The following is a 25,684-nucleotide window of genomic DNA, read 5'->3' as shown; positions in this document are numbered from 1 at the left end:
AAAATGCATTTCAAATATACTTTATAAATTAAACAAAATGCGTAATCACAAGCAGAGCGATCGCGTGCTCAATCTGCCTGCGGGCTATTTTGGCATCGTCCTTGGCATTATCGGTATGGGATTCGCCTGGCGTTATGCCAGCCAGATATGGGCAATAAGCCACTGGCCCGGCGACATCATGGTGATCCTGGCGATGATTATTTGGGCTCTCTTGACCCTGGCGTTCCTTAGCCGTCTGGTGCGCTTTCCCCATAGCGTGATGGCTGAAGTGCGACATCCGGTAATGAGCAGTTTTGTCAGCCTGTTTCCCGCCACCACGATGCTGGTCGCGATCGGTTTCGTTCCCTGGTATCGCCCGTTGTCCGTTGCGCTATTCAGCGTGGGGGTCGTCATACAACTGGCGTATGCCGCCTGGCAGACGGCGGGACTTTGGCGCGGAGCGCATCCGGAAGAAGCGACAACCCCAGGACTTTATCTGCCCACGGTAGCGAATAATTTTATCAGCGCTATGGCCTGTGGAGCGCTCGGTTACAATGATGCCGGACTGGTGTTTTTAGGCGCAGGCGTCTTTTCATGGTTAAGTCTGGAGCCGGTTATTTTGCAGCGACTGCGTAGCTGCGGCGAATTACCGGCGGTGCTGCGTACGTCGCTGGGTATCCAACTGGCGCCCGCGCTGGTCGCCTGTAGCGCCTGGCTGAGCGTCAATGGCGGGGAGGGCGACACGCTGGCGAAAATGCTATTCGGCTACGGTCTGTTACAGCTTTTATTTATGCTGCGATTAATGCCCTGGTATTTATCACAACCGTTTAATGCTTCCTTCTGGAGTTTTTCGTTCGGCGTTTCCGCGCTGGCGACCACGGGGTTACATCTTGGTCACGGTAGTGAATCAGGGCTTTTCCATATTCTGGCCGTCCCGCTGTTTATTTTCACTAACGCTATTATCGCTTTATTGCTGGTTCGTACATTTCTATTGCTGGTGCAGGGGACGTTGCTTATTCGCACTGAGCGCGCTGCACTGTTGAAAACGGAGGAAAAAAATGACCGTTCGTGACGAAAATTACTTTACTGAGAAATACGGTTTAACCCGCACGCATTCGGATGTGCTGGCGGCGGCAAAGGTTGTCGCGCCAGGCCGAACGCTGGATTTGGGATGTGGCAATGGCCGTAATAGTCTGTATCTGGCCGCGAACGGTTATGACGTTACCGCGTGGGATAAAAATCCGGCCAGTATGGCTAATCTTGAGCGTATTAAAGCGGCAGAAGGGCTGGATAATCTGCAAACCGACCTTGTCGATCTGAATACATTGACCTTTGACGGTGAGTACGACTTTATTCTCTCGACGGTGGTTATGATGTTTCTTGAGGCGCAAACCATTCCCGGTTTAATTGCCAATATGCAACGCTGCACAAAACCCGGCGGGTATAATTTGATTGTTGCGGCAATGGATACGCCGGACTTTCCCTGTACGGTGGGATTCCCGTTTGCTTTTAAAGAAGGCGAATTACGCCGCTATTACGAAGGATGGGACATGCTGAAATACAACGAAGATGTCGGCGAGCTTCACCGCACGGACGAAAACGGCAACCGTATCAAACTGCGCTTTGCTACGATGCTGGCGAGAAAAACGGCCTGAGCGATGCAAGTTCTGTAAGTCTCGCTGCGTTCGGCATTTTTTTGTCGGGCGCTGCGTTCAAATTGTGCTGTCGTTACCATTTTTAGTGCATCCAGAATGATTTCGTTTTGCTATTATTTCCTTTGCATCATTGCGAAGACTAAAGGGATCGTTTCATGCGTACTCATACTTTATTTAAAGTTGCAGTGCTTACTGGCTTGCTGGCGTTATCCGGCTGTGCGTCTAAAGTCACACAGCCGGATAAGTATTCTGGATTCTTAAAAAATTATTCGGACCTGCAGGAAACTACCTCCGCCACGGGGAAACCGGTGTTGCGCTGGGTAGATCCACATTTCAATGACTCTAACTATGACAGTATTGTTTACAATCCGATAACATACTATCGTTCTCGTTAATACTGCGTAGCCTATTCCGCCAGCGATCAACCCCCAGAATGCCGATCCGATGCCCATCAGCGTTAGCCCGCTGGCGGTGACGAGAAATGCGATAACTGCCGCGTCACGCTCACTTTCGTGAGTAAGCGCCTGATACAGGCTACCGCTAATCGTACTTAACAATGCCAGACCAGCCAGCATTTGCACCCAGCTAACCGGCAGGGCGACCATCAGCGCGGTTATCGAACCGCCAAACCACCCGGCAAGTAAATAAAAAACGCCTGCGGCGGCGGCCGCTAACCAGCGACGCGTTGGATCGGGGTGTGCGTCCGGGCTTTGACAAATGGCGGCTGTAATGGCGGCAATGCAGATAGAATAAACGCCAAATGGCGAAAGCAGCAGCGCCAGCAATCCGGTAAAAATCATTAACGGAGAGACAGAGACAGGAAGCTGATAGCCAGACGCCTTCATTGTGGCGACGCCGGGGGCGTTTTGCGATGCCATCGTCACCAGGAAGAGCGGTACCGCGACGCTCAGGCTTTGAGCGAATGAAAAGTGGGGGGGAACGAAGGTGGGCCACACCGGCGCGAAATGAATACCGCTCATCGCCACCTTACCCTGGATGAGCGCCACCGTTATTCCCATTACCATGGCAGCAATAACGGCATAGCGGGGCGCGAATACTTTAAAGAGTAGCCACGCCAATAGCATACCGCCGCACATGACAAACTCTCCGTTGAGCGTCCCGAACGCCTGCAGGCCGAAGCGTAGCAGTATTCCCGCCAGCATTGCGGCGGCAAGAGAATGGGGGATTATCCGCATCAAACGCGCAAACAATCCCGTGACGCCGCACAGCACAATCAGGGCATTGGCGACAATGAATATGCCCACGGCGTCTGGCAACGATAATCCCTGAAGCCCTGTTACCAACAGAGCGGCGCCAGGCGTTGACCAGGCGGTTAAAACCGGCGCACGATACCACAAGGTTAACGTTAGTGTGCTTATGCCCATGGCTATACCGAGGGCGGTCATCCAGCCGGCGATCTCTGCGGGTGTTGCGCCAGCGGCAAGCGCCGCCTGCCAGATAATGGCGGCGGAACTTGCATAGCCGACCAGAACGGCGACCAGACCAGATAATACAGTAGGTAACGGCAGTGATAACAGACGCATGATCGCCTCTTGTGCGTTATAACGGTCAGTCAATGTAGCATTGTGCGTTATAGCGTACAAGTGATACGCTATGGTCTTACAGGGGGGGAAAATGGATAACCTGACACACTATCTGGCGACCACGTTAAGAATGTTACGCCATCAGCGAGGCTGGAGTTTATCGCGTCTGGCGGAGATCTCCGGCGTCTCAAAAGCCATGTTGGGGCAGATAGAGCGTAATGAATCCAGCCCGACAGTCACAACGCTGTGGAAAATTGCGACGGGCCTGAACGTTCCATTCTCAATGTTTATTTCGCCGCCGCAGGCCGAATTTCCGCCAACCTTCGATCCCCAGCAGCAAGCGATGGTAATCACACCGCTGTTTCCGTGGGACCCTGAACTCTGTTTTGACTATTTTTCTCTATTGCTGGCGCCTGGCACGGTCAGCGAATCAACGCCGCATAAAGCCGGCGTTATCGAACATGTGGTGGTGATTCAGGGTCGGCTGGACATGTGTACTGGTGGGGTATGGCAAACCATAGACGCCGGTAAAGGTTTGCGTTTTGCCGGCGATACGGCGCATACCTATCGCAACAGCAGTGACCAGACGGTTCATTTTCACTCGCTGATCCATTACCCACGTGATTAAGCGGGAAAACTATTTCGTTAGTTTGCGCTTCTGACTACAATAGCCGCCATTTCGCTTCTATTGGATAAGAACGACTGTATGCGCCAGCAACCTCACTATCTCGAATTGTTAAGTCCGGCCCGTGACGCCGCAATTGCTCGCGAAGCGATTTTGCATGGCGCAGATGCCGTCTACATCGGCGGACCCGGTTTTGGCGCACGTCATAACGCCAGTAACAGTCTGCGCGATGGTTCCGTTTGCTCACCGTTACGGCGCCAGGATTTTTGTCACGCTGAATACTATTCTGCATGATGATGAGCTGGAGCCCGCGCAGCGGTTAATCACCGATTTGTACAACACCGGGGTGGATGCGCTGATTGTGCAGGATATGGGCATTCTGGAACTGGATATCCCGCCGATTGAGCTTCACGCCAGTACACAGTGTGATATTCGCAGCGTGGAAAAAGCGAAGTTTCTTGCCGATGTCGGTTTTTCACAGATTGTACTGGCGCGCGAGCTTAATTTGAGTCAGATAGCGGCTATTCATCAGGCTACTGACGCCACGATTGAGTTCTTCATTCATGGCGCGCTGTGTGTCGCTTATTCTGGGCAGTGTTATATCTCTCATGCGCAAACCGGGCGCAGCGCCAATCGGGGCGACTGTTCGCAAGCCTGTCGCTTACCGTATACGTTAAAAGACGATCAGGGGCGGGTGGTCTCTTACGAAAAACATTTGCTATCGATGAAAGATAACGACCAAACGGCTAACCTCGGCGCGTTGATCGATGCAGGCGTACGTTCCTTCAAGATTGAAGGGCGCTATAAAGACATGAGCTATGTCAAAAACATCACCGCGCATTATCGTCAGATGCTGGACGCGATTATCTAGCAACGTGGCGATCTGGCGCGTGCGTCGGTTGGTCGGACCGAACACTTTTTTGTTCCCTCCACGGAGAAAACTTTCCATCGCGGCAGCACCGACTATTTTGTTAACGCGCGTAAAGGTGATATTGGCGCATTTGATTCACCAAAATTTATTGGCTTGCCGGTAGGTGAGGTGCTGAATGTGGCGAAGGATTATCTCGACGTAGAAGCTACGGAGCCGTTGGCGAATGGCGATGGTCTGAACGTGTTGATTAAGCGTGAAGTGGTAGGTTTTCGCGCCAATACGGTGGAGAAAACCGGTCATAACCGCTACCGCGTTTGGCCAAATGATATGCCTGCCGACCTGCATAAAGTCCGTCCGCATCATCCGTTGAATCGTAATCTGGATCATAACTGGCAGCAAGCGCTGACAAAAACCTCCAGTGAGCGCCGTGTGGCGGTTGATATCATGCTGGGCGGCTGGCAGGAGCAGCTTATTCTGACGCTGACCAGTGAAGACGGTGTCTGCATCACGCATACGCTTGACGGGGTATTTGAGGAAGCCAACAACTCTGAAAAAGCGTTGAATAACCTAAAAGCCGGACTGGCGAAGCTGGGACAGACGCCTTACTACGCGCGTGATATGCAGGTGACATTACCGGCGGCGTTGTTCGTGCCAAATAGCCTGCTCAATCAGTTCCGTCGGGAGGCGATTGATATGCTTGACGCGGCGCGGCTGGCCCATTATCAACGAGGTCGTCGGAAACCCGTGGCGCAGCCTGCGCCGGTCTACCCGCAAACGCATCTCAGCTTTCTCGCTAATGTCTACAACCACAAAGCGCGGGAATTTTATCACCGTTACGGCGTACAATTGATTGATGCGGCCTATGAGGCGCATCAGGAGAAGGGCGAGGTACCGGTCATGATCACCAAACACTGCCTGCGTTTTGCGTTCAACCTTTGTCCAAAGCAGGCGAAAGGAAATATTAAGAGCTGGAAAGCCACGCCGATGCAGTTGGTGCATGGCGATGAGGTACTGACGCTAAAATTCGACTGCCGCCCTTGCGAAATGCATGTCATTGGCAAAATTAAAAACCACATCTTAAAAATGCCCCAGCCCGGCAGCGTTGTCGCTTCAGTGAGCCCTGAAGCGCTGATGAAAACGCTGCCGAAGCGCAGGGGCGTTTAATTAACGAAAATAGCTCTCTGGTTTGCGCGATTTCTGCCAGTTGTGGTGCTCGCGCAAGCCTTCCGCGGATTCTTCCGCTGCCGCCCGTAATTCATCGCTGTCGGCTTCGTGTCTAAGCTGGTGCCCTCCCGTCGCAAACCATACGAACGCGTGGTCTTGCTGTTTCGCCAGTAACTGGCCTGAAAACAGCGCACAGGTCAGTAAAACTACTGATAACGTTTTTGTAAGCATCATGCCACCTTCCAGTTACGTCGTGAGGCTATGATGCCAATAATTTCTTTGAGTTATTATTCCACACTTCAAATTAGCGAAAACGGTTTGTCAATAAGTGCGATAAGTTGTATGAGAAAATATACTTATACTCAGTATGTCAATTATAAAAATAACGAGCCAATTCGTTCCATAGTAAATCCATTATTCCCTGGGAGTATATATTTAAAGTTATTGTATTAGATGGTTTTGGTATTGCCAGGGGATTGTAAATCCATACTATTTATGGTGTGATCAACTCTGGTGATGAGCCTCATTTTTTGTTGTTTCAACGAGTGAAGATAAATCTTCAGAAAAAAGGCTGTTATGAACTTGTAGCGCTACATATTCAGTAAGCTCGTTTAAACATAGCAGGCCATGAGAGGAACTTTCTTCCAGCATATTCATTAGTATCTCATTCTTAAACAAACATGAATAAACAATTTGAGTAACTGAGCTTTGTGCATAATTTGGTTCAAACGCTGCATTCTTTAAGTTAGTATTCTCAATAACCTTTGCGGCTATTTTGTTTTTGATAGCGTCGTCAATAGCTGTTACACCTGCCTGGGCGATGCCCAGATTAATCCTGGAGGAGATGGCGGCTTTTCTTTCCTGTTCCTTCCAGTCACATAAATTACCCTTTTCTGCCATGGCGATAAGCGTCTCTTCTATATTTTTTAGGTCAACGGGAAATGTTATACCGCCGGATAGCGAGAGTTGTAACCGCTCAGGGAACAAGCAACATAGCGGTTCACAAACATAAGTGCTAGCTTTTATATTAATATCAGAATATCTTTTCAGGTAGGCAGACTGAGTATCAACACAGAGCACTGTTCTATTTATTATCTCATAATAGTAGTGATCCTGACGTATCATAATGCATAACGGAATATCTTCGCCATCTTTAATACAGAGATTTGTATACTGACACTCAGCATCTTTATAGTGCTGAAAATGGAAATTTCCTCTGCATGACGGTGATGATAATTCATATAACGCACAAAATAAATCAAATAAACGTTGCGCGTCAGGCGGAGAGGCAACATCACATAATTCCTTTATATATTGATCGGCAGCGGATCTTCGCGTGCTACAGAAAAAATCTTTAATCTTTTCCCATAGTAACGTAAAGAAGGAGCGTTGAGAGATGGCACTTTGAGAAAACATCTCACTCTTTAAAAATCCTCTCCCGATAGTAATTGGCATAATGTAGACCACAAGTGATTATATGATACTTCATTACTGGAATAGGTGGTATTCGAAATATTATCCCATGTTGCCCATCGGTTTTCCTATCGGTGAAACACCTGATTTTTGCTTTGTCCTGAACCGTCAACATTATTGTTCAATTGTTCAAATCGACCCGTAGCTTTAGTCATGCCCACGCCTCCTGGCCATGAAATATGTCAGATAAAACGAATGAAAGTAAAACGGTTTTCTTAATTCTCACATCATCATGTACTATGAGTAATGATTAATTACGCACTATATTATTTTTAGAGAAAGTAAATAGTTGCTCAACCGTGTAGAAATTGTCTTATAAGAAGTTAAACTAAAAGTATTATTAGGCTAACAACAATGAGATGTTTAGCGGTAGGGCAGAAGGCCAATACTGATAGTGCTTATGATATAAATACCTTACTCTTTAGTTTTTGTCTTAATTATATTTGTTGTAACGATTAGCTGACAGCTTTATTTCCAGTTGGGCGATAAAATTATAAAAACCTGCGAGGAGGCTCAAAATGAAGAAATCAGATGGTGAAATTCACGAAAAGACAGCATCCTGGGGCATTTTGCAGTCAGAATGGCTAAGGAAATGTGGACGGCTATTATTGCTGTTACTTTACCGTTTCGTTATCGGATGGGCTTTTTTTCAGTTACTTGCCATGATCGTGGCAGGGATATTTTTGTTAGGCATCTTATTATTTCATCCCATAATATTTGTACAGACTATCGCAATTACTGAGAAGTTAAATCATGCTTCGCTTGATTTATGGCATATCCTTAAGTTATGCCTATGGCATTACGGTATCATCGCAGGGTTTATTTTTATGGCGGAGTGTACGTTAAGTAAAAGTATACGGCAGGTTCAGCGCTTGTCCAAAAAATTTGGGGCACAGGATTTTTCTTCACGCCCGTGATCCGCCGCTGCAACCTGCGGTCTTACTGAATAATGGCTATGACCAGCAGACCGAATTATCTCGGTTCGAGGGGGATTCTATGTGTTTGCACAACTGCAGTGAATCGTAATTTCAGTGCATTATCGCCGACAATCGACGTGTTCCTCACTAATTGCCTTCCTGACTATATAGTGGTCTTATCTTTGGCGAAACAATGTTATTTAGTTATGGAAGGCGACAACAACTGTACTACTGATTATCAAATGACCTTTCTGGTCAGGTAGACTCGCCTTTGTGAAAACACATCGTTATCTGTGCTCCTGAGACTCACTCCCTTGCCGCCTTTACGCAACTCGAATTATTTTGGGTATAGAACAGGAGGCGCAGTGGTCGTATAAGCAAAATATAAACTCTCCGTTTGTGATAAGGCACAGATTACAGGGGGAATGATGTTTATTTTAACCATCTGTTTAAGCGGTGTCCGCTAATCTTTACCTGCTCAAATACATAATCACCCCTGTGACTCTCGCGAGGTGTAACATATGGTAAAATGCGTATCTTCTTTCCTCCTGTTCAGCCTGTTGTCCGTTCAGGCAATGTCAGCTGAAAACCATATTGATCTCCACCAGCCAAAAGACTTTGTCGATATTACTACGGTCGCCCCCGACGTACAGGTAGACATGCGATACTTCAGTTCCCATAACTTTATTGGTCGCCCCATTAAAGGCTATAACGCGCCTGTTTGCCTGTTAACACGACCAGCCGCGAACGCAGTGAAGCAGGTCGCCGATCGTTTACGCCCCTTCGGACTTACCTTAAAAATATATGATTGCTACCGTCCGCAAAGCGCAGTGAACGACTTTATCGCGTGGGCCAAAGATCCTTCTCAAAACCAAATGAAAAACGAATTTTATCCGCAGGTAGAGAAAAATCGTCTGTTTGAGGAAGGTTATCTTGCCGCCAGATCCGGCCACAGTCGGGGAAGTACGCTTGATCTAACGATTGTTCCACTTGACAGTAAAATACCAATATACGATCCCGGACGACCACTGGTGAATTGTACTGCGTCCGCGGCGCAACGCTCGCCAGATAATAGTCTGGATTTTGGTACCGGCTTTGACTGTTTTAGTCCGTTATCCCATCCCGATAATGTCATACTTACCGCTCAGCAACGCGCAAATAGGTTGTTATTACAAACATTGATGCGTGATGCGGGTTTTACGCCACTGGATACTGAATGGTGGCACTTCTCTCTTACTCATGAACCATACCCGAACACTTGGTTTGACTTTCCCGTTAAGCAGAGACCCTGAAACGGCGTTTTGTTGCGAAATCTAATCATTACGCCTGTTGGAAAGCACCATAACAGTTAGCAAATCATTGTTAATTTTAACAACTGATATACACTGCGGTTGCCACCTGCAAGCAGCGCTCAATGAGATCGAATAATGAAAAAATATCAACGTCTGGCGGAGCAAATTAGAGAACAAATCGCCTCTGGCGTTTGGCAACCCGGCGATCGATTACCCTCGCTGAGGGAGCAGGTCGCCAGTAGCGGCATGAGTTTTATGACTGTCGGTCATGCGTACCAGTTGCTGGAAAGTCAGGGACGGATTATCGCTCGTCCGCAATCCGGTTTGTCGGTCAGTCGCGACGGCAGCGCACGTTATTCGGGATGAAGCCGTAGATATCAATACCTATATTTTTGAGATGCTGCAGGCGAGCCGTGATACCTCAGTGGTGCCTTTTGCTTCAGCGTTTCCCGATCCGCGTCTGTTTCCCTTGCCGCAATTGAACCGCTCGCTGGCGCAGGTCAGTAAAACCGCGACGGCAATGAGCGTCATCGAAAACTTGCCGCCAGGTAATGCAGAATTGCGCTATGCGATAGCACGCCGTTACGCGCAGCAGGGGATTACCGTTTCTCCTGACGAGATTGTCATTACCGCCGGCGCGCTGGAAGCGTTGAATCTTAGTTTACAGGCGGTGACGGCGCCGGGAGACTGGGTGGTGGTGGAGAACCCCTGTTTCTACGGTGCGCTACAGGCCCTGGAGCGATTGCGCCTGAAAGCGTTGTCGATACCTACCGATGTTAAAGAAGGTATCGATCTTATGGCGCTGGAACAGGCGTTACAGGAATATCCGGTGAAAGCGTGCTGGTTAATGACCAACAGTCAGAATCCATTAGGGTTCACGCTGAGTGCTGAGAAAAAAGCGCGGCTGGTCGCGTTACTCACGCACCATAACGTGACGCTAATTGAAGACGATGTTTATAGCGAACTCTACTTTGGCCGCGAGAAACCTCTGCCTGCCAAAGCATGGGATCGCGACGATACCGTGTTGCATTGTTCGTCTTTTTCCAAATGTCTGGTTCCCGGTTTTCGCATTGGCTGGGTTGCGGGAGGAAGTCATGCCAGACAAACTCAGCGTTTGCAGTTAATGAGCACATTATCTACCAGTTCCCCCATGCAATTGGCGTTAGTGGATTATCTCTCGACACGTCGATATGACGCGCATCTGCGCCGATTGCGAAGGCAGCTTGCCGAACGTAAACAGCAAGCCTGGCAAACCCTTTTGCGCCATCTCCCGGCGGAAGTAAAAATTCACCATAACGATAGCGGTTATTTTCTTTGGCTGGAGCTACCTGAGCAGCTTGATGCCGGTGAACTTAGCGCCAAAGCGCTTGAACACCTTATCAGTATCGCGCCGGGGAAAATGTTTTCAACGTCCGGCGCCTGGACGCGTTTCTTTCGTTTTAACACCGCATGGCATTGGGGAGAACGGGAAGAACAGGCCGTAAAACAGCTTGGAAGCCTGATTCGCGAGATGCAGAGCGCTAAAAGCCTTGTGTGAGGTGGAATGCGTGTCAGCTCACAACCTGACTAAATTTCCCGAGTGTGCCGGGTGAGCATCTGGCGCGCCGTCTATTTTTAGGAAAGCGGCGGCCCGTTCGCCGGAAATCGATTAATGACGATATGGGAAAATGCTATGCAATATCAATTACTGATTAATGGCGTGCTGGTGGACGGCGAAGGAGAAAGGCAGTCTGTTTATAACCCGGCGACAGGCGAGGTCATACTTGAGATTGCGGAAGCGTCGCCCGCGCAGATTGACGCCGCAGTGCAGGCCGCCGATAACGCGTTTGCCGAATGGGGGCAGACCACACCCAAAGCACGGGCGGAATGTCTGTTAAAACTGGCGGACAGCATCGAGCAAAACGCCCTTGAGTTCGCCCGGCTTGAATCGCAAAACTGCGGTAAGCCTTTGCACTGCGTAATTAATGATGAAATTCCGGCAATCGTGGATGTCTTTCGCTTTTTTGCCGGCGCGGCCCGTTGTTTGAGTGGACTGGCGGCGGGTGAATATCTGGAAGGGCATACGTCGATGATCCGCCGGGACCCGATTGGCGTGGTTGCCTCTATCGCGCCGTGGAATTATCCGCTCATGATGGCGGCCTGGAAGCTGGCGCCTGCGCTGGCGGCAGGTAACTGTGTGGTGATTAAGCCTTCTGAAATCACGCCGCTGACGGCGCTTAAACTTGCCGCGCTGGCGAAGGATATCTTTCCGCCTGGGGTGCTCAATGTCCTGTTCGGACGAGGGCAAACTGTTGGCGATGTATTGACCGGCCATGAAAAAGTACGCATGGTCTCTTTAACCGGTTCTATCGCGACCGGGGAGCATATTCTGCGCCATACTGCGCCAGCGATAAAACGTACGCATATGGAACTCGGTGGTAAAGCCCCGGTGATTGTTTTTGATGACGCCGATCTGGATGCGGTGGCGCAGGGCGTCCGGACTTTTGGTTTCTATAATGCCGGACAGGATTGTACTGCGGCGTGTCGTATATACGCGCAGCGCGGTATCTATGATGCGCTGGTCGAAAAGCTAGGGAACGCGGTGAGCAGCCTGAAAATGGGCGCGCCGGAGGATGAGTCGACAGAGCTGGGGCCGTTAAGTTCGCTGGCGCACCTGAAGCGCGTCACAGCGGCTGTAGAGGAGGCGAAGGCCCTCAGCCATATCCGTGTGATTACTGGCGGAAGTCAAACGGAAGGTAAAGGTTACTATTTCGCTCCGACGTTGCTGGCAGACGCCAGACAGGAAGATGCCATCGTGCAACGCGAGGTCTTCGGCCCGGTGGTCAGTATAACCGTCTTTGATGATGAAGATCAGGTTCTGAGGTGGGCCAACGATTCTCGCTATGGTCTGGCATCCTCCGTCTGGACTCAGGACGTTGGGCGGGCGCACCGGCTTAGCGCCAGATTGCAGTATGGCTGTACCTGGATTAATACCCATTTCATGTTGGTTAGCGAGATGCCGCATGGAGGGCAAAAACAGTCCGGATACGGCAAAGATATGTCATTGTATGGTCTGGAAGACTACACCCTTGTCCGTCACATCATGGTTAAGCATTAAGGATCATTTACTGTTCAGAAAAATCATGAAAAAATAGGCGGGTGTTGGCGGAGAGGGGGACCTCCCCGCCAACATGCGCAGCAAGTACTCAAAGGTTGAACACCTCAAGCAAACCAGCCGAATCTCAACGAGATCAGACCCAAAAGTCCTGCAGCAGCAAAGACATTAATCAGCACGACGGTTTTACTGGAAACATTCATTTTCGCCACCTTTCATCATAACCCCTATGGGTATAGTACGGGTTGGCGAGATCCGCAATAATACGTAAACAGGATATTCTGTGAGCGGAGCCGTGCATTGAGAACGTTTTGCTGTTAAGGCTGATAAACCTTGATGTGCGTCAAATAAAAAGAGCATATTGCGCGCGTTTTTTCCTCTGGTTGGCGCGGATGCCTGATATGACCCTCTTTCAAAAGATATTAATTTTTTACGCCGTCATGGCGGTGATATCATCCCTGATCACCTGGTTTTTGACTCATGACAAAAAACGAATTCGTTTCCTGAGCGCCTTTTTGGTTGGCGCGACATGGCCGATAAGTTTCCCCGTCGCATTGCTGTTTTCGCTTTTCTGACCTCAAGCCCGATACAGGTTACCGGGCATGGTTTTTCCGCTAGGTCAGGCTATCAGGGCAATTAATTGCGCTCTGTCTACGTCGGTAACGTCCTGCGGATGCCGATATCCTGCGTTCTCATTGGCCAGGGTATACAGCGCAACAAGCCAGTCATAGACATAGCGGCTGGCGGCGTGAACGGGCTGTTCGTCAAGCTTTGTTAGACGCAACATTGTCGAACGCGGTGTTGCGGCGAAAATGGTTGCGCCTTTCTGAACGCGGCTGGCCGGGCGTTGGGCCTCCTCGATATTGGCGTAGCCGAGCCAGGCGATGAAGTTACCAATGATGGCATGAAGCTGCGCGCCGCTCACCTCCTCGCGCTGCATGGTTTTCTGTAACTGCTGAGGTAAACCGAGGCGATAGCTGGCGGTAATTAAAATCTCCGCCACGGCGTTGAGCATCTGCGGTTCCAGTCCCAGACGCTGCGCATTATCCCGGCAATGGGCCCACTGGCGCAGATGATTGATCCACATTTTGTGCGCCTGGTAGCCTGTTTCATGACCTTCTGACGCTGAAGCGCGCGTTGGTTCGTCGGCAAAGAGATCGATCGCGTCATTAAATAAACCGCTGACCTGTTCTTCTCGCGACTGTCGGGTGCGCAGCAACGCTTCGAAGTTCTGTACCGGCGGTAACAGCCCGGCCAGCAGGTCTCCATGTCTGGCGGCCTGGGCCTGAAGACGCCGGATCACGGTTTCAACCGGTAGCCGCGCGTCATCAAACATCGGTAACAGATCGCGCACGCGGCCTCGCAGTTGTGCGCGTAACGCCTGTAAGCGCGCCTGTCGCTGTGGTGCCGATGTCGCCTGCGATAACCACTCCACCAAACGCTGCATACTGTGTTTATCCAGCGCCTGCAACGTTCCCCAATGCACGCCAGGTTTACCCATCAACTGCTGGACGGCTTCATCCAGATTTTGCTGGGTGGCAAAACGGGCATCCTGTGGAGTAATAGCCCAGACGACGCCGGGTAACGCTGATTCATGCTGCGGTTGCGTGGCGTTAACCCACTCCAGTAAGTGACGGGCGGCGGTGGACGTTTGCGAGCGAGATGCCAGAGCATTGCAAATCACCAGAACATCGGGCTGTACCTGCTGACGGTAATGGGCCAGCATCCAGCCTAATTTCGCCCGCCATAACGGATGAGGATGACTGTCTGGCGCGACCGGAATATCCAGTAAATCAACGTTATCCAGTACGCTGTTTTCAACGGTTAGCACCAGTTCGCGGGTAAGCAGCGCCAGAGAATCAAGCGAAAGGCTGACCGCATTGAGCAGTCGGCCTTCCTTAACCGGATGCACCACCACATCGCTTTGCGTATCGTTGGCGGTTAGCGCCATTTGCGTCAGGAAGTTTTCCGCCGGTAAGCCAAAATGATCGACCAGCAGGCTGAGCGGCGCCGCCAGTTCCCCGGCATGGCCGGTTTGTTGCAACATATGCGCCAGCGCCAGCCATTGCTGGGTGATCTCCGGCTGCTCTCCCCACAGTAATGCCCAGGCGTGCGCCCGTGTCGTGAGATCCAGCGCAGGCAAGAGCGAGGCAAAGTGTTGCCATGTCGCATCATCAATATGTTGTCTGGCGGACGGCAGGCAAGAGCGCCAGAAACTCGCGATGGTCGCTACCTCTTCAGCAGTAACGCCGGGGACGGGCTGCGGTTGGCGAAGCGATTGCCATTTCTCTAGGCGTGATGTGATAATGGATTTTTCGACCTGGCGACAAACGGGGGACGAGCTGGTCCAGGCAATAAAGATCTGCACCAGTTCAGCTTCACTGATCAAGCGCAGGCGCAACGGCCAGCCGCTCTCGTTTGAAAAAATGTCGCGCGTAAAGCGAATAGCCATATTCGCTGGCGCATGACCCGGATTGATGTGGCTGAAATAATCATAGTCACGGTCCGGCGTGATAATTTCCAGCTTGCCATTCTCGTTACCGCATAGCGTCGTTAACAGATGCGCTTTTGCGGATTGCGCATACCCGTACAGACCAACGCAGCCATGTGACGCGCAGGCGGCGTTGAGCGCTGACTCATCCGCCGCGGCAAGCGTAAGTTGCGCCAGCAGAGCGTCGGCTTCGTCATCCAGTCGCGTTGCGTAACGGCGCGTGTTGTTAACCCACTCGATAACAGCCTGGGTGGCGTTTAACGGTTTTGTCATTTCAGGTATACACTCCCGCTATCTATCCAGTAGTGGCTGCCGCTGTGGCGGCGGTCAGCCAGCGTATTCAATTTTAATGTCAGCGCATCGGCGGCGACCGGCGTCCCGTCCTGGAGCCAGGCATCACTTAATATGAACGATTCCGGGGCGCTATCTTTGCTACTGCCGCGTAATTTCAGTCGCACATTCAGTACGCCGTCGCCAGCGATGGTTTTCGCCAGTTCGGCGGAATTAATGCTCAGGCAATAGAGTGGGGTTGCCGGCCAGCGACTATTCGCCAGTTGACGAAAGCCCAACGTCACGTTGCCGCGTAGCGGAAAATGCAGGCGAGCGTCCAGCGTCGCGCCGGGTTTATCCAAATCGATCTCGTGATACCAGATGTTTTCATCGCGAAGGGTATTAACGGTATTATCCAGTACGCCAAGATAACGCACAGTCGAATACGCGCCGATATCAGCCGCTTTAAAATTGAAACGCGGTAGACGTAAGTCCAGCGCCAGGCTGCATAACATCGCGCCCACCGCGGCAGTGGATTTTGGATTACCGATACGCCCTTGTTGACTGAAGGGATACCATTCATGTACCTGATACTTATCCATCCACACAATGCGATTAACCGGCACCGGTTGTAAGTGCCGGATGAGCGCCTGTACGCCGGGTAAGCAGGTCGGTCTCCCCGTCACCAGCAAGATATCGCAGTGATAGTGGGATATCGCTTCGCAGACCGCATGAAGCGGCGTTGTCAGCGTAAACTGGCCGGCCAGCAGAGCCTCCTGAAGCTGGCTAAACTGGATTTGCAACGGCACATTGAATATATCAAATGTCGGCGAACCAGACGGTAAGGCATGATCGATCGCCTGCTGGATATAGTTCATCACGTTGCTTGTTGGGCGGCGGATCAGCAGATCGCCAAATGTTGCATGTAAACCAGCAAACGGATCGTTAATGTCGCTTTGCTCCCAGGCGGAAAGTACCGCATGGCCCAGCGGCATAAATAATTGCAGCGCCGTTTGCTGGCGCAAAATGGCCTGAGTATCAATTCGTCCCGAATCGCCAAATAAGGTCGCCAGCAGGGCGGCGGCATCCGTAACGCCTGCCCGTTGCAACGCCGTTTGCAGGGAAGGGAGTACGCAACGCTGAATGATATCTAATAGCAGATCGTCCCCGGCGACTTTAAAACCTTCGCGAAACAGGAGATGAGGCGTAATTTTTACATTGGCCCCCACGCCGTCATCTAACTGATAGTGAACGATCGCCATATCCGTCGTGCCGCCGCCGATATCAATCGATGCCACGCGCAACGCGCGCCCGGGGACGACGCCGGGTTCAGGTTGGCGATCCGGTCTGGCGAGCGCATTAAAAAAGGATTCGGTACGCCCGGCGTAATGCGAAATGGCTTCGTTATAAAGCCATACCAGTTGGCCGCAACTTGCTTCGTCCCATTCCATCTGTATTTCTGGTACCGGAACCACGCTTTTTTCACGCTGCTTAGGCGTGGTGAAATCCTCATCCTGCGCGGATGCCAGCCCATGGCTTTCCAGACCAGCGCCAGTGCTTCAAACATTCGCTGGCGGAAAATTTCTCGCTCCTGTTTCGGCATGGCGGAAGGCAGCGTTAAAATCAGGGTGCGTAGCTGGCGCGGCGAGGCGGGAAAGCCGAGCCGCAGCCGGGTGGCGACGCTGTTAATTTGCCCCAGCGCCTGAGACAGAATTTCGCACAACATATGCGTCATCAAGGTGCTACGGCTGTATTGCGGCGAAAAAACCGGTAGCCTTTCTTCATGCGGCAGGCGGAATAACGGCTGTCCGTCATCGTTCATCAGATTCATCAGCGGAAACGCGGTGGCAAGCGGTTCGCGCTGCGTTTTACCGTGGATCTGGCTAAAACGCCAGTCTTGCAAGGCGGGGGTTTCATCCCACAGGTAGCGGCGCGGGCTGGAGATACCGCTGCTGCCTTCGGTGCCCATACGCTGCATAGCAAGGGCGCGAGCCTCGTCGCCCACACGCACAATGGAAGGCCAGACAAAGGCGTCGTCTCGTCCGCTTTCGACAGAAAAGTGTTGCTTGCCAAAGCGCGCTTCTGAGAATTCCACCCGGCTGGTAAATAAAGGATCGTTCAGATACTGCGGCTCGCTTAAAGAACGCACCTGAAGCTCTGCCGTCTGGCGTAACCCGTCATTCGCATCGCCATGATCCTCGATCAAGACGCCGCAGGTATGCGTATTGCCGACATCCAGAATCAGATCGACCGGGATTGCGGGCGTGCTTAACGTATGTGTCACAAACTTTACCTCCGGCACCGTAAGCTGTTCGCCTAACAGCGTCAGTAAATTCAACCAGTGCGCCTGATACTCAAAGCTACGCAGCGCTTGTTGTATGGCCTGTTCCGGACGGTTTTCCACCTGTGAGGCATACTGAAGAAACGACTCGCGCAGCCAGCCGTCAATCCATGTCTGGTCAAGAAAATCGGCAACTTCTTCATCGCGCCAGGCGAGCGCAAAACGTGTGCCATTGAGCAGATCGTTTTCGCAAGGCGCCAACGCCGCAGGCATATTTTTTGCCAGCTGACTGTCGAAGGCGAGGGTGATGCGGTGTGTGTTTCCGGCGCTATCCGGCCCGTCAATAAAGGTACGCGGCGGATTAAAACGCAGGAACGGCAGGGGGAGCCAGATTCCGTCGAGTACATCCAGAGAATAGTGCAGCGTCTGAGTGCTTTCCGGTTTCACGACTTCGGGTTGGCTGCCAGCACGTCCTGGCAACGTGTAGCGCCCGCTGGTCAGATCAAAATCGAGGCGCAGTAGCGGGCCGTTTGCCGTTTTGCGCACAAAACGTCCGTAGTGGGCCGACTCTTGCGGCGTTAAGCCAAAATCAAGAAACTGGACGCCGCTGTTTGCAATGAGCGTGACGCTCTGTTTGTAATCACACAGATTGACCAACATAAAATCAGGCACCTATCTTTTTAAACGTCAACGGAATTGCCGCGTGGTCGCCATAACGGGCGGTACAGGTTGCGACGTCATTGACGCCTGCTTTACAGGTAATTTCCGGCATCGGATAACGTGAACCGTCGGTGCAGCGCGCATTGCCGCGACTTTTAATCATCAGCTCGCCCGTTTGATGCAGACCAGAGAAAATTTCCGCCCGACAAACCACGTTATCGCCATGTACTACGCGCGCGATACCTTTGTTATTTTGGATCTGATAACGCAGAGAGGGCGGCTTGCCGGTAATCGGATCTTTGACATCCACGCTGACCCGCCAGCTACCGTTTAAAAAGCGCGTGGTTCCAAGCTTCATCTGCGTACTGTCCATCACCAGCGCGTCTTTGGGAATAGCGGCAATGATAACAGGCGCTTCCGGCAGCGGCGCCGCTTTGGGGGCGGGCGTCACCTCAGCGCGATGCAGCGGCAAATGCGCGGTGAGTTCAGGCAATGGGGTAACGTCAGTTTTCGCGGTAGCGACAGGCGCGGCGCGAACAGGAGAGGACCCGTCAACGGATGAAGATGGCCAGAAAAAAGGCGTGGCGACGGCGGCGATAACCACGGCAGCGACAGGTAAGCTCCACAGCGGTAGACGGCGAGCTCTTTTCGCCTCAGCAACCGGGATGGGTGTGGCCGGCTTCGGCTCGCTAATGATAACGGGCGGCGCAACAGGTTCCTCCGGCATTTTCGGCGGCTCAATGACAGACGTTAACAAAGGTTCATCCGCCTGACTAAATGCCGCCTCTACCAGCGGCTTTTCTTCGGGCTCCGGCTCCGGCTCGACCAGAGGGATGTTGGGGATCGCCTCGGTTACCCGCAGGCAGTCCAGCATATCATCGCGTGTATTTTCGTTGAGATTAACGAATCCCCAGAAGGTGATAACCGGTTTGCCGTTAACCAGGAAAACATGATTTTCGCCGGGAAATTGCGTCGCTTTCTCAAGTAGCGACCCAAATAGCTGGAGCGCTGTTTTACCGGATTGCAGACTTTTGCGACTGAGTGCAGCCGCGCTTTCAAAAGTGCTGGCTAAATAACGTAAAGCCCGAGAACGTGTCTCTTCGTCAGCCGCTTTCCACGCTATCGCCTGACCTTCAATCGGCGAATACCAGTCAACCCGATCGCCATTATCGTTAAGTTGCGGAATCGCCAGACAGTCAACCATCGCCTGCTGTTTACGCAGACGAAGCGTTTCGCGAATTTGCAATGCTGATTCAAATACGGCCTGACCGCCGCCGCCCACGGCCTGATAATCATCCAGATTGCCGCTGCGCAAGAGAGATTTTGCCACGTTGTTATCCCTTAGACTTCTTCACGCGTCTACTTTACGGGGTCTATACGCAAGCAAACGGCGGAAGAAAGGCAAAAAGGCGCGAATTCTCGGTCTATTAAGCCCCGTGTTTTCACTTGACGTAAGTTAAATCAGGATGGCGGCGGCGAATGACCGCATCGGGCGACAATAACGCGTATAATAGGCGAATCATGCTATTACAGAATAAAGAGTAGGAGAGCTTATGTCGCACCTGGAGGAAGTGAGCGCCCGCGTGGATGCCGCCATCGCGGAGAGCGTAATTGCCCATATGAATGAATTGCTGATTGCCTTGAGCGATGACGCTGAATTACGTCGTGAAGATCGTTATGTGCAGCAGCAGCGTTTGCGCACGGCTATCGCGCATCACGGCAGACAATATCAAGAAGATCGGGACGCGCGCCGCGAGCAGCTCACCAAAGGCGGCACGATCCTGTAACCCATTAAAACTGGCGCTTCGCAATCAGCCATGCGCCAATGACCAGCAACAGCGCGCCAAACGCCGGCCCGACCATTGCGCGTAACGTGACGCCGTGGCTACGCGCGATATCCAGCGCCAGTCCGCCGATTAACTGGCTGGCGACCAGTACCGCGATAGTCGTCGCGGCGCCAACGTTCTGATACCCGCTAATGCTGGCAAATACAAAAAATGACCCCAGCAGACCGGGGATCAATGTCCACCAGCGAACGCTGGCGACCAGCTCGCCGAAACCCGCAGCGCCTTGCTTAAACCACAATATCGTCACAAATAAAACGATCCCTACCAGCGAGTTCAACAGCATAGCGATCAGAATCGTCGATGATGTCTGCGTAATGCGCACCATAATACTGTTTTGTACCACCAGTCCGACGCCGGCGGCGATCAAAAAAATAAGCGTCAGCGACTGGTTCATCAGCAGGCGTCCGGCGCGGCGTGTTCATCAAGCTGGAGCTGCATAAACGTAAGATCTAACCAACGGCCAAATTTTACGCCGACCTGCGGCATTTGCGCGGTGACGGTAAATCCCAGCGAATGATGTAGGCGTATCGAGGCGGCATTCTGTGACTCAATACCGGCCACCATCACATGCTTGCCGCAGCGTCGGGCTTCGTCGATCAGTCTGCTGAGCAGTTTTCGCCCCAGTCCTTTCCCCTGGTGCGCCGGATGAACATAAACCGAGTGCTCGACGGTATAGCGAAAACCGTCGAAACTGCGCCAGTCGCCAAATGATGCATAGCCAGCCACCACGCCATTTTCTTCGCTTACCAGCACCGGATAGCCCAGTAATTGACGGGCCTCATACCAGGCAAGGCGATTATCCGTATCGACCGTCCGATCGTTCCAGATGGCCGCAGTATGTAATACCGCATGGTTATAGATTTCGGTAATCGCGGCGCAGTCTGCTTTATCGGCAAAGCGAATCGTCATAGGGAACCCCAGGGAATGTTTACGATAGTGTTAGAAATACTATTGAAGGCGGCATAAATCAACGAATTAGCGCAAGAATTCATATTTAGCGAGAGGGGAAAGAAAGTCGTTCATAAAAGCGCACAGCCTGATATCTGAGAGTGTTTAACTCCCTCAGAAAGCTAATGTTCGACTATTATTGATGGATTATGCCAGGCATGAGGAGAATAGAATGAAGCAACAGACCAACCGAAATCGTCGTTGGGTTTTGGCCTCGCGTCCCCACGGCGCGCCGCAGATGGATAACTTCCGCCTCGAAGAAGATGACGTCGCGACGCCCGGTGAAGGGCAGGTGCTATTGCGTACCGTTTTTTTATCACTCGACCCTTATATGCGTGGCCGCATGAGCGATGAACCCTCTTATGCGCCGCCTGTGGAACCTGGCTGCGTTATGGTTGGCGGTACGGTCAGTCGCGTTGTCGCGTCGAACCATCCTGATTACCGACCAGACGAATGGGTGTTGAGTTACAATGGCTGGCAGGATTATGACATTTCAGATGGCGAAGGGTTGGTAAAGCTGGGTGATAATCCGCAACATCCTTCCTGGTCGTTGGGAGTTTTAGGGATGCCGGGGTTTACCGCCTATATGGGGTTACTGGATATCGGTCAGCCGAAAGAGGGCGAAACGCTGGTTGTCGCCGCCACCACCGGCCCCGTAGGCGCAACGGTTGGGCAAATTGGCAAGCTGAAGGGCTGCCGGGTCGTGGGTATTGCTGGCGGCGCGGAAAAATGCCGTCATGCGACAGACGTTTTGGGATTTGATCTGTGCCTTGATCATCACGCTGATAATTTCCCACAACAGCTTGCGCAGGCCTGCCCGCAGGGTATCGATATCTATTATGAGAATGTCGGTGGTAAAGTCTTTGACGCCGTCTTACCGCTACTGAATACGTCGGCGCGGATTCCGCTCTGCGGTCTGGTCAGCAGCTACAATGCGACAGCGTTGCCGGACGGTCCAGACAGACTGCCTCTGCTGATGGCGACATTACTTAAAAAGCGTATTCGTCTGCAAGGTTTTATCATCAACCAGGACTATGGTTACCGGATACATGAGTTTCAGCAAGAAATGGGGCGTTGGATCAAAGAAGGGAAAATACATTACCGGGAGCAGATTACTGATGGGCTGGAAAATGCGCCAGAAGCGTTTATGGGGCTGCTGGCGGGGAAGAACTTTGGCAAAGTCGTGATACGTTTAGCGGACGATGCGTAAAGAAAAAATGGCGGCATTATGTCGCCATAAAAATGTGCAAATTTTAAAATTGCGGCTTTACTTATATTCATCATTCAGATCGCGGTGGGGCAGCTTATCTTCCTCAGCGGCCTGAACCGGTCAAAAATCTCGATACATGAAGGAATGACGGAGATAAAACGGTTGCCATAAAGAAACCTGTATTGTTGTAAAAGATGAGAATATCACGCAAGTAAATTATCACTTTTATTTATTTGGCCGTTCAGGCCTGGATTATCTTTTTTACAATTAAGTTCCGAAACTTCTTCGGGACTCGATTGCGATGTTGTTCTGCCAAGAGGTGAAGGAAGGAAAATGCCGGGTACGGAAAAAACACAACATATAAGCCTGACCACACAGGTTGAAAATCGGTTAAAGCATCAATTGTCTATTGGCGCATTAAAACCAGGCGCAAGGCTTATCACTAAAAATATCGCTCAAGAGTTAGGCGTCAGTATTACGCCGGTGCGTGAGGCCCTGTTAAGGCTGGTCTCTTCCAGTGCTTTGGCGGTGGCGCCAGCACAGGCGTTTATGGTGCCGGAGATCTCGCTGGAAAGTTTGCTGGAAATTAATACGATTCGTACTGCCCTGGAGGAGATGGCGGTGGTCGCCGCTGCGGGTAAGATTACCCCGGATCGCGAGCAGACGCTGAATGCGCTATTAGATGAATTTCAACAGGCGCTGGAAAGTGGCGTTATGGAGAAAATTCTTTTGGCCAACCGCGCATTCCGCTTTGAGATCTACCACTACGCGGATATGCCAACGCTGTATGCCATGATCGAGCAATTATGGGTACGCCTGGGGCCAAGTCTGCATTTTTTATATGATAATTTTAAACTTGATGATTATCAAAACGGCGTTAATCTGTACAGAAAATTGCTTAATGCGTTAGTGACTGGTGATAAAGAAGCCAGTCGCCACTGCCTACAGAACGTTTTGCAACAAAACGTAGCGACGATTAAAAATCAGTACTTCATGTAACTTTCATGAAACTATGACTAATCAATAGCGGGGATGCCCCGCTATTGCCGGATATTTATTCAAATTGCCATGCCAGATTAATCCCCACGCCATAGTTACGCCCTGGCGCTGGCTCATAATATCGGCCATTAGATTCATTAACGATCACCGAACCGATATATTCTTTATCAAATAGATTATCTACCCGCCCAAAAATATCGACGGTAAGCTGACTGTAATTAAATTTATACCCTGTATTTAGTCCAACAACGGTATACGAAGGCGCTTTGGCGGTATTTTCATCATTGGCCATGATATCGCCCATATACCGAACGTCTGTTCCGGCGTACCACCCCTCATCCGGGATAAAACCTAATGAGGCGAATCCCATATTACGGGCGATGCCGGGCATCCGGTTTCCATCACAGTTTTGCCCCTGACAAACGTTACTGCGATAGGTCGCATCCAGCCAGGTCCATGATGCTTTCACCCGCCAGTCGCCGGCGAAGCGCTGGTCCAACGCGAGCTCTGCGCCCTGGCGGCGCGTTTTGCCCGCGTTTTTGTAGGTAGTGCGTCCTCCCATACTACTGGCGACGACAATTTCATCATCGGTATCGGTTTGAAATAACGCGGCGGTCAACAAGCCATTGCCAATCCGCGTTTTACTGCCGACTTCCACCGTATCATTGGTCGACGGTTTGAGGTCAAAGTTGAACCCGCTTTGGCCGTCAGCGCGATAAGAAAGCTCATTGATAGTGGGAGTTTCAAATCCGCGACCGGCAGCAAGATAGAGATTCCAGGCGTCAGTTAACGCATATTTTAGCGATCCGGCAGGTAGCCAGTGGTGATAGCTGGCGTCGCCGCTATCATCGCCATTGCCGGGCGCGATATAGTGATCGTTAGAATCGAACCACACGGAACTGTAGCGCACGCCAGCATCCAGTGAGAGTTTTTGCGTAAGCTGCCACTGGGTTTGCAGATAAGGATCGACATTCCACATCAGGTTACGCTCATCCCGCCGTAAATCGCCTTTATGCCCAAACTCAGGGGTGCCGTTGTTGAGACGGAAATTATTGTAACCCTTGCGGTTTTCGCTCATATTTTCATAATTTACTCCGCCAGTGAAGGTGACCGGCACACCTAATTCTCCCCGGTGAGTCCAGCGGGAATCAATGCCCTGATAGTGGCGTTGCAGTGTAATTACGCCGCCAGCCTGGGCTGGTTTTAGCTGTGCCACCAGGGGAATAGACTGGTATTGCGTGGTTTCCCGCTCTCCGGCGTAGGCCATCACGCTGATATCATCCTGCGCGCTGAGCTGACGTTCATAACGCAATCCTGCCTGAGTTTGTTTGATGGTTTTACGCGTATTGTACTGTTCAGCGCGCGGCGCCTGTTGCGGATCGGCTTTCCATTCAGATTCGGTAAGTCCGCCGGGATCGTCCGCCTTAATGTCCACACTATTAAAAATCAGCGAGAGTTTACTGACATCGTCAAGGCGCACGCCCAGTTTGGCATTAGCCAGATTTTTTCGCGCGCCGCTGTGATCGCGGTAGCCGTGGGTGGTGAAACGGGTAGTTGATACCGTGTAATCCACGTCGCCTGGCTGTGTGCCGTCACCCATCGCGCCCGTGACTTTTAGCCCATAGCGCCAGCTTCCATAACTGCCGTAGTAGCTGCTGGCCTCAAGGGTGGGCGGCTGTCTCCCGGTTTCGGTGGTGACATTTATCACGCCGCCGGAAGCATTGCCGTATAGCGCTGAGAAGGGGCCGCGTAACACTTCAACGTCTTGTATGCTGTTAATATCAATATTCGAAATCTGGCCTTGCCCATCCGGCATGGTGGCGGGAATGCCATCAACATACAGACGAATGCCGCGCACGCCAAAGGCGGAACGCGAGCCAAATCCACGGATAGAGATTTGCAGATCCTGCGCGTAGTTCTGCCGGTTTTGCACCTGCAATCCCGGGACGCTGGTTAAAGACTCAGATAAATTGACGCGCGGCGTCGCCAGACGCATGTCTTCCCCCTCAATGACGCTAACGGCGGCAGGTGTATCCAGTTCGGATACGGTTTGCGGCGTTGCGGTGACTATCATGGTTTGTTCATTGGGCGCGCTGGCGGCCTGAAGGACCGGGGAGAAGGTCAGAGGCAATAAGAGGGCGGGATAAAGTCGCTGTCTAACGGAAATAATTTTCATGAAAATGCCGGATAAATGTAAGCGTATCAACGGAAAACGTGACATTAAGGGTAGTCAATATGTAAAGTTTTGAAATTTTAATCGCACATTAAGTTAAGAAAATGTGCGGTATTTAAGAGCCATGACATTCGCAGGCGAGGAAAAGCTCCACTTTCTGATAAATAATGATTATTATTCTCAACTTATAA

At 51.4% G+C, this 25,684-nt stretch carries 19 protein-coding genes and 5 pseudogenes; 14 read left to right on the top strand and 10 right to left on the bottom strand.

The window, feature by feature from the left end; translation table 11 throughout:
• The first annotated feature begins 37 nt into the window (after positions 1-37).
• From tehA to ACFK9X_RS12230, 3 genes and pseudogenes are all read left to right on the top strand, one after another.
• A complete protein-coding gene (gene tehA, locus ACFK9X_RS12240) occupies positions 38-1,051 on the top strand; it encodes a dicarboxylate transporter/tellurite-resistance protein TehA (protein ID WP_023200767.1) in 1,014 nt (337 codons plus the stop codon).
• Positions 1,038-1,634, top strand: a complete 597-nt coding sequence (gene tehB, locus ACFK9X_RS12235; protein WP_000218280.1) for a tellurite resistance methyltransferase TehB — start codon at positions 1,038-1,040, stop codon at positions 1,632-1,634. The genes tehA and tehB overlap by 14 nt, the downstream gene beginning before the upstream one ends.
• A 155-nt stretch (positions 1,635-1,789) precedes the next feature.
• Positions 1,790-2,017 (top strand): annotated as a pseudogene (locus ACFK9X_RS12230) (DUF3313 family protein); the annotation flags it as partial.
• Here the strand turns inward: ACFK9X_RS12230 and ACFK9X_RS12225 are convergent.
• Positions 2,018-3,178, bottom strand: a pseudogene (locus ACFK9X_RS12225) (benzoate/H(+) symporter BenE family transporter); the annotation flags it as partial.
• A gap of 91 nt (positions 3,179-3,269) precedes the next feature.
• Between ACFK9X_RS12225 and ACFK9X_RS12220 the strand changes: the two are divergent.
• Both ACFK9X_RS12220 and ACFK9X_RS12215 read left to right on the top strand, forming a co-directional pair.
• Positions 3,270-3,806 (top strand): helix-turn-helix domain-containing protein, encoded by a 537-nt coding sequence (locus ACFK9X_RS12220; protein WP_151116574.1) that lies wholly within the window; start codon positions 3,270-3,272, stop codon positions 3,804-3,806.
• Between the two features lie 78 nt (positions 3,807-3,884).
• Positions 3,885-5,838, top strand: a pseudogene (locus tag ACFK9X_RS12215) (U32 family peptidase).
• On the opposite strand, the gene ACFK9X_RS12210 reads toward ACFK9X_RS12215, so the two are convergent.
• Both ACFK9X_RS12210 and sifB read right to left on the bottom strand, forming a co-directional pair.
• Positions 5,839-6,069, bottom strand: coding sequence for a DUF2554 family protein (locus ACFK9X_RS12210; RefSeq protein ID WP_000956438.1), 231 nt, complete (start codon positions 6,067-6,069; stop codon positions 5,839-5,841). It abuts the pseudogene before it with no gap.
• A gap of 273 nt (positions 6,070-6,342) precedes the next feature.
• Complete coding sequence (gene sifB, locus ACFK9X_RS12205) at positions 6,343-7,293, bottom strand: SPI-2 type III secretion system effector SifB (protein WP_151116572.1); 951 nt, start codon at positions 7,291-7,293, stop codon at positions 6,343-6,345.
• 536 nt (positions 7,294-7,829) lie between these two features.
• On the opposite strand from sifB, the gene ACFK9X_RS12200 reads away from it, so the two are divergent.
• The 5 genes and pseudogenes from ACFK9X_RS12200 to patD all read left to right on the top strand — a co-directional run bounded on the left by ACFK9X_RS12200 (position 7,830) and on the right by patD (position 12,617).
• Positions 7,830-8,228, top strand: coding sequence for a hypothetical protein (locus ACFK9X_RS12200; protein ID WP_000747895.1), 399 nt, complete (start codon positions 7,830-7,832; stop codon positions 8,226-8,228).
• A gap of 32 nt (positions 8,229-8,260) precedes the next feature.
• A complete protein-coding gene (locus ACFK9X_RS12195) occupies positions 8,261-8,491 on the top strand; it encodes a hypothetical protein (RefSeq protein ID WP_001597849.1) in 231 nt (76 codons plus the stop codon).
• A 258-nt stretch (positions 8,492-8,749) separates the two neighbouring features.
• On the top strand, positions 8,750-9,520 hold the full coding sequence (locus tag ACFK9X_RS12190) for a M15 family metallopeptidase (protein WP_000237715.1): 771 nt from the start codon (positions 8,750-8,752) through the stop codon (positions 9,518-9,520).
• Positions 9,521-9,655: 135 nt separating this feature from the next.
• Positions 9,656-11,057: pseudogene (gene ycdR / locus ACFK9X_RS12185) on the top strand (GntR family transcriptional regulator YdcR).
• A gap of 114 nt (positions 11,058-11,171) precedes the next feature.
• Positions 11,172-12,617 carry an aminobutyraldehyde dehydrogenase gene (gene patD / locus ACFK9X_RS12180; RefSeq protein WP_151116569.1) on the top strand — a complete coding sequence of 482 codons (1,446 nt, stop codon included), beginning with the start codon at positions 11,172-11,174 and terminating at the stop codon, positions 12,615-12,617.
• Positions 12,618-12,721: 104 nt separating this feature from the next.
• Here the strand turns inward: patD and yncL are convergent, their stop codons facing one another.
• Positions 12,722-12,817 carry a stress response membrane protein YncL gene (gene yncL, locus ACFK9X_RS12175; protein ID WP_001103198.1) on the bottom strand — a complete coding sequence of 32 codons (96 nt, stop codon included), beginning with the start codon at positions 12,815-12,817 and terminating at the stop codon, positions 12,722-12,724.
• Positions 12,818-13,015: 198 nt separating this feature from the next.
• Between yncL and ACFK9X_RS12170 the strand changes: the two genes are divergently transcribed.
• Positions 13,016-13,189, top strand: a complete 174-nt coding sequence (locus ACFK9X_RS12170; protein WP_000171943.1) for a GhoT/OrtT family toxin — start codon at positions 13,016-13,018, stop codon at positions 13,187-13,189.
• A 44-nt stretch (positions 13,190-13,233) separates the two neighbouring features.
• On the opposite strand, the gene srfC is transcribed toward ACFK9X_RS12170, so the two are convergent.
• From srfC to srfA, 3 genes and pseudogenes are all read right to left on the bottom strand, one after another.
• The gene (gene srfC / locus ACFK9X_RS12165) at positions 13,234-15,378 is read right to left on the bottom strand and encodes a virulence-associated effector SrfC (protein WP_151116567.1); all 2,145 of its coding nucleotides are present in this window, start codon (positions 15,376-15,378) and stop codon (positions 13,234-13,236) included.
• A pseudogene (locus ACFK9X_RS12160) lies at positions 15,375-18,316 on the bottom strand (virulence factor SrfB). The gene srfC and the pseudogene ACFK9X_RS12160 overlap by 4 nt, the downstream one beginning before the upstream one ends.
• Positions 18,317-18,320: 4 nt before the next feature.
• Positions 18,321-19,646 carry a virulence-associated effector SrfA gene (gene srfA / locus ACFK9X_RS12155; RefSeq protein WP_151116565.1) on the bottom strand — a complete coding sequence of 442 codons (1,326 nt, stop codon included), beginning with the start codon at positions 19,644-19,646 and terminating at the stop codon, positions 18,321-18,323.
• A 223-nt stretch (positions 19,647-19,869) separates the two neighbouring features.
• Here srfA and ACFK9X_RS12150 point away from each other — a divergent pair, with 223 nt between their 5' ends.
• Positions 19,870-20,103, top strand: coding sequence for a YdcY family protein (locus tag ACFK9X_RS12150; RefSeq protein ID WP_000018720.1), 234 nt, complete (start codon positions 19,870-19,872; stop codon positions 20,101-20,103).
• A gap of 4 nt (positions 20,104-20,107) precedes the next feature.
• Here ACFK9X_RS12150 and ACFK9X_RS12145 read toward each other — a convergent pair whose 3' ends face one another.
• Positions 20,108-20,557 carry a DMT family transporter gene (locus ACFK9X_RS12145; RefSeq protein WP_001076565.1) on the bottom strand — a complete coding sequence of 150 codons (450 nt, stop codon included), beginning with the start codon at positions 20,555-20,557 and terminating at the stop codon, positions 20,108-20,110.
• Entirely contained in the window at positions 20,557-21,072 is a 516-nt protein-coding gene (gene mddA / locus ACFK9X_RS12140) for an L-methionine sulfoximine/L-methionine sulfone acetyltransferase (RefSeq protein WP_000155370.1), read from the bottom strand. Before mddA ends, ACFK9X_RS12145 begins: the two co-directional genes overlap by 1 nt.
• 211 nt (positions 21,073-21,283) lie before the next feature.
• Between mddA and ACFK9X_RS12135 the strand changes: the two genes are divergently transcribed.
• Both ACFK9X_RS12135 and mcbR read left to right on the top strand, forming a co-directional pair.
• Entirely contained in the window at positions 21,284-22,321 is a 1,038-nt protein-coding gene (locus ACFK9X_RS12135; RefSeq protein WP_151116563.1) for an NADP-dependent oxidoreductase, read from the top strand.
• Positions 22,322-22,654: 333 nt separating this feature from the next.
• Positions 22,655-23,320: a colanic acid/biofilm transcriptional regulator McbR gene (gene mcbR, locus ACFK9X_RS12130; protein ID WP_001119592.1), complete on the top strand. Its 666-nt coding sequence runs from the start codon at positions 22,655-22,657 to the stop codon at positions 23,318-23,320.
• Between the two features lie 55 nt (positions 23,321-23,375).
• On the opposite strand, the gene pqqU is transcribed toward mcbR, so the two are convergent.
• Positions 23,376-25,496, bottom strand: a complete 2,121-nt coding sequence (gene pqqU, locus ACFK9X_RS12125) for a TonB-dependent receptor PqqU (protein ID WP_151116562.1) — start codon at positions 25,494-25,496, stop codon at positions 23,376-23,378.
• Between the last annotated feature and the right edge of the window lie 188 nt (positions 25,497-25,684).

Source organism: Salmonella sp. WC3, assembly GCF_042932255.1.
Lineage (GTDB): Bacteria > Pseudomonadota > Gammaproteobacteria > Enterobacterales > Enterobacteriaceae > Salmonella > Salmonella enterica.
The sequence above is the reverse complement of the archived record's forward strand: the minus strand, read 5'-3'. Positions and strand labels throughout refer to the sequence as shown.

What these genes read in the sequence shown, in the direction of transcription:
- sifB (WP_151116572.1), bottom strand. Translation starts at nt 7,293, where the DNA reads ATGCCAATTACTATCGGGAGAGGATTTTTAAAGAGTGAGATGTTTTCT.
- srfC (WP_151116567.1), bottom strand. Translation starts at nt 15,378, where the DNA reads ATGACAAAACCGTTAAACGCCACCCAGGCTGTTATCGAGTGGGTTAAC.
- tehA (WP_023200767.1), top strand. Translation starts at nt 38, where the DNA reads ATGCGTAATCACAAGCAGAGCGATCGCGTGCTCAATCTGCCTGCGGGC.
- ACFK9X_RS12145 (WP_001076565.1), bottom strand. Translation starts at nt 20,557, where the DNA reads ATGAACCAGTCGCTGACGCTTATTTTTTTGATCGCCGCCGGCGTCGGA.
- mddA (WP_000155370.1), bottom strand. Translation starts at nt 21,072, where the DNA reads ATGACGATTCGCTTTGCCGATAAAGCAGACTGCGCCGCGATTACCGAA.
- ACFK9X_RS12200 (WP_000747895.1), top strand. Translation starts at nt 7,830, where the DNA reads ATGAAGAAATCAGATGGTGAAATTCACGAAAAGACAGCATCCTGGGGC.
- ACFK9X_RS12195 (WP_001597849.1), top strand. Translation starts at nt 8,261, where the DNA reads ATGGCTATGACCAGCAGACCGAATTATCTCGGTTCGAGGGGGATTCTA.
- ACFK9X_RS12170 (WP_000171943.1), top strand. Translation starts at nt 13,016, where the DNA reads ATGACCCTCTTTCAAAAGATATTAATTTTTTACGCCGTCATGGCGGTG.
- patD (WP_151116569.1), top strand. Translation starts at nt 11,172, where the DNA reads ATGACGATATGGGAAAATGCTATGCAATATCAATTACTGATTAATGGC.
- mcbR (WP_001119592.1), top strand. Translation starts at nt 22,655, where the DNA reads ATGCCGGGTACGGAAAAAACACAACATATAAGCCTGACCACACAGGTT.
- pqqU (WP_151116562.1), bottom strand. Translation starts at nt 25,496, where the DNA reads ATGAAAATTATTTCCGTTAGACAGCGACTTTATCCCGCCCTCTTATTG.
- ACFK9X_RS12190 (WP_000237715.1), top strand. Translation starts at nt 8,750, where the DNA reads ATGGTAAAATGCGTATCTTCTTTCCTCCTGTTCAGCCTGTTGTCCGTT.
- tehB (WP_000218280.1), top strand. Translation starts at nt 1,038, where the DNA reads ATGACCGTTCGTGACGAAAATTACTTTACTGAGAAATACGGTTTAACC.
- yncL (WP_001103198.1), bottom strand. Translation starts at nt 12,817, where the DNA reads ATGAATGTTTCCAGTAAAACCGTCGTGCTGATTAATGTCTTTGCTGCT.
- ACFK9X_RS12220 (WP_151116574.1), top strand. Translation starts at nt 3,270, where the DNA reads ATGGATAACCTGACACACTATCTGGCGACCACGTTAAGAATGTTACGC.
- ACFK9X_RS12135 (WP_151116563.1), top strand. Translation starts at nt 21,284, where the DNA reads ATGAAGCAACAGACCAACCGAAATCGTCGTTGGGTTTTGGCCTCGCGT.
- ACFK9X_RS12150 (WP_000018720.1), top strand. Translation starts at nt 19,870, where the DNA reads ATGTCGCACCTGGAGGAAGTGAGCGCCCGCGTGGATGCCGCCATCGCG.
- ACFK9X_RS12210 (WP_000956438.1), bottom strand. Translation starts at nt 6,069, where the DNA reads ATGCTTACAAAAACGTTATCAGTAGTTTTACTGACCTGTGCGCTGTTT.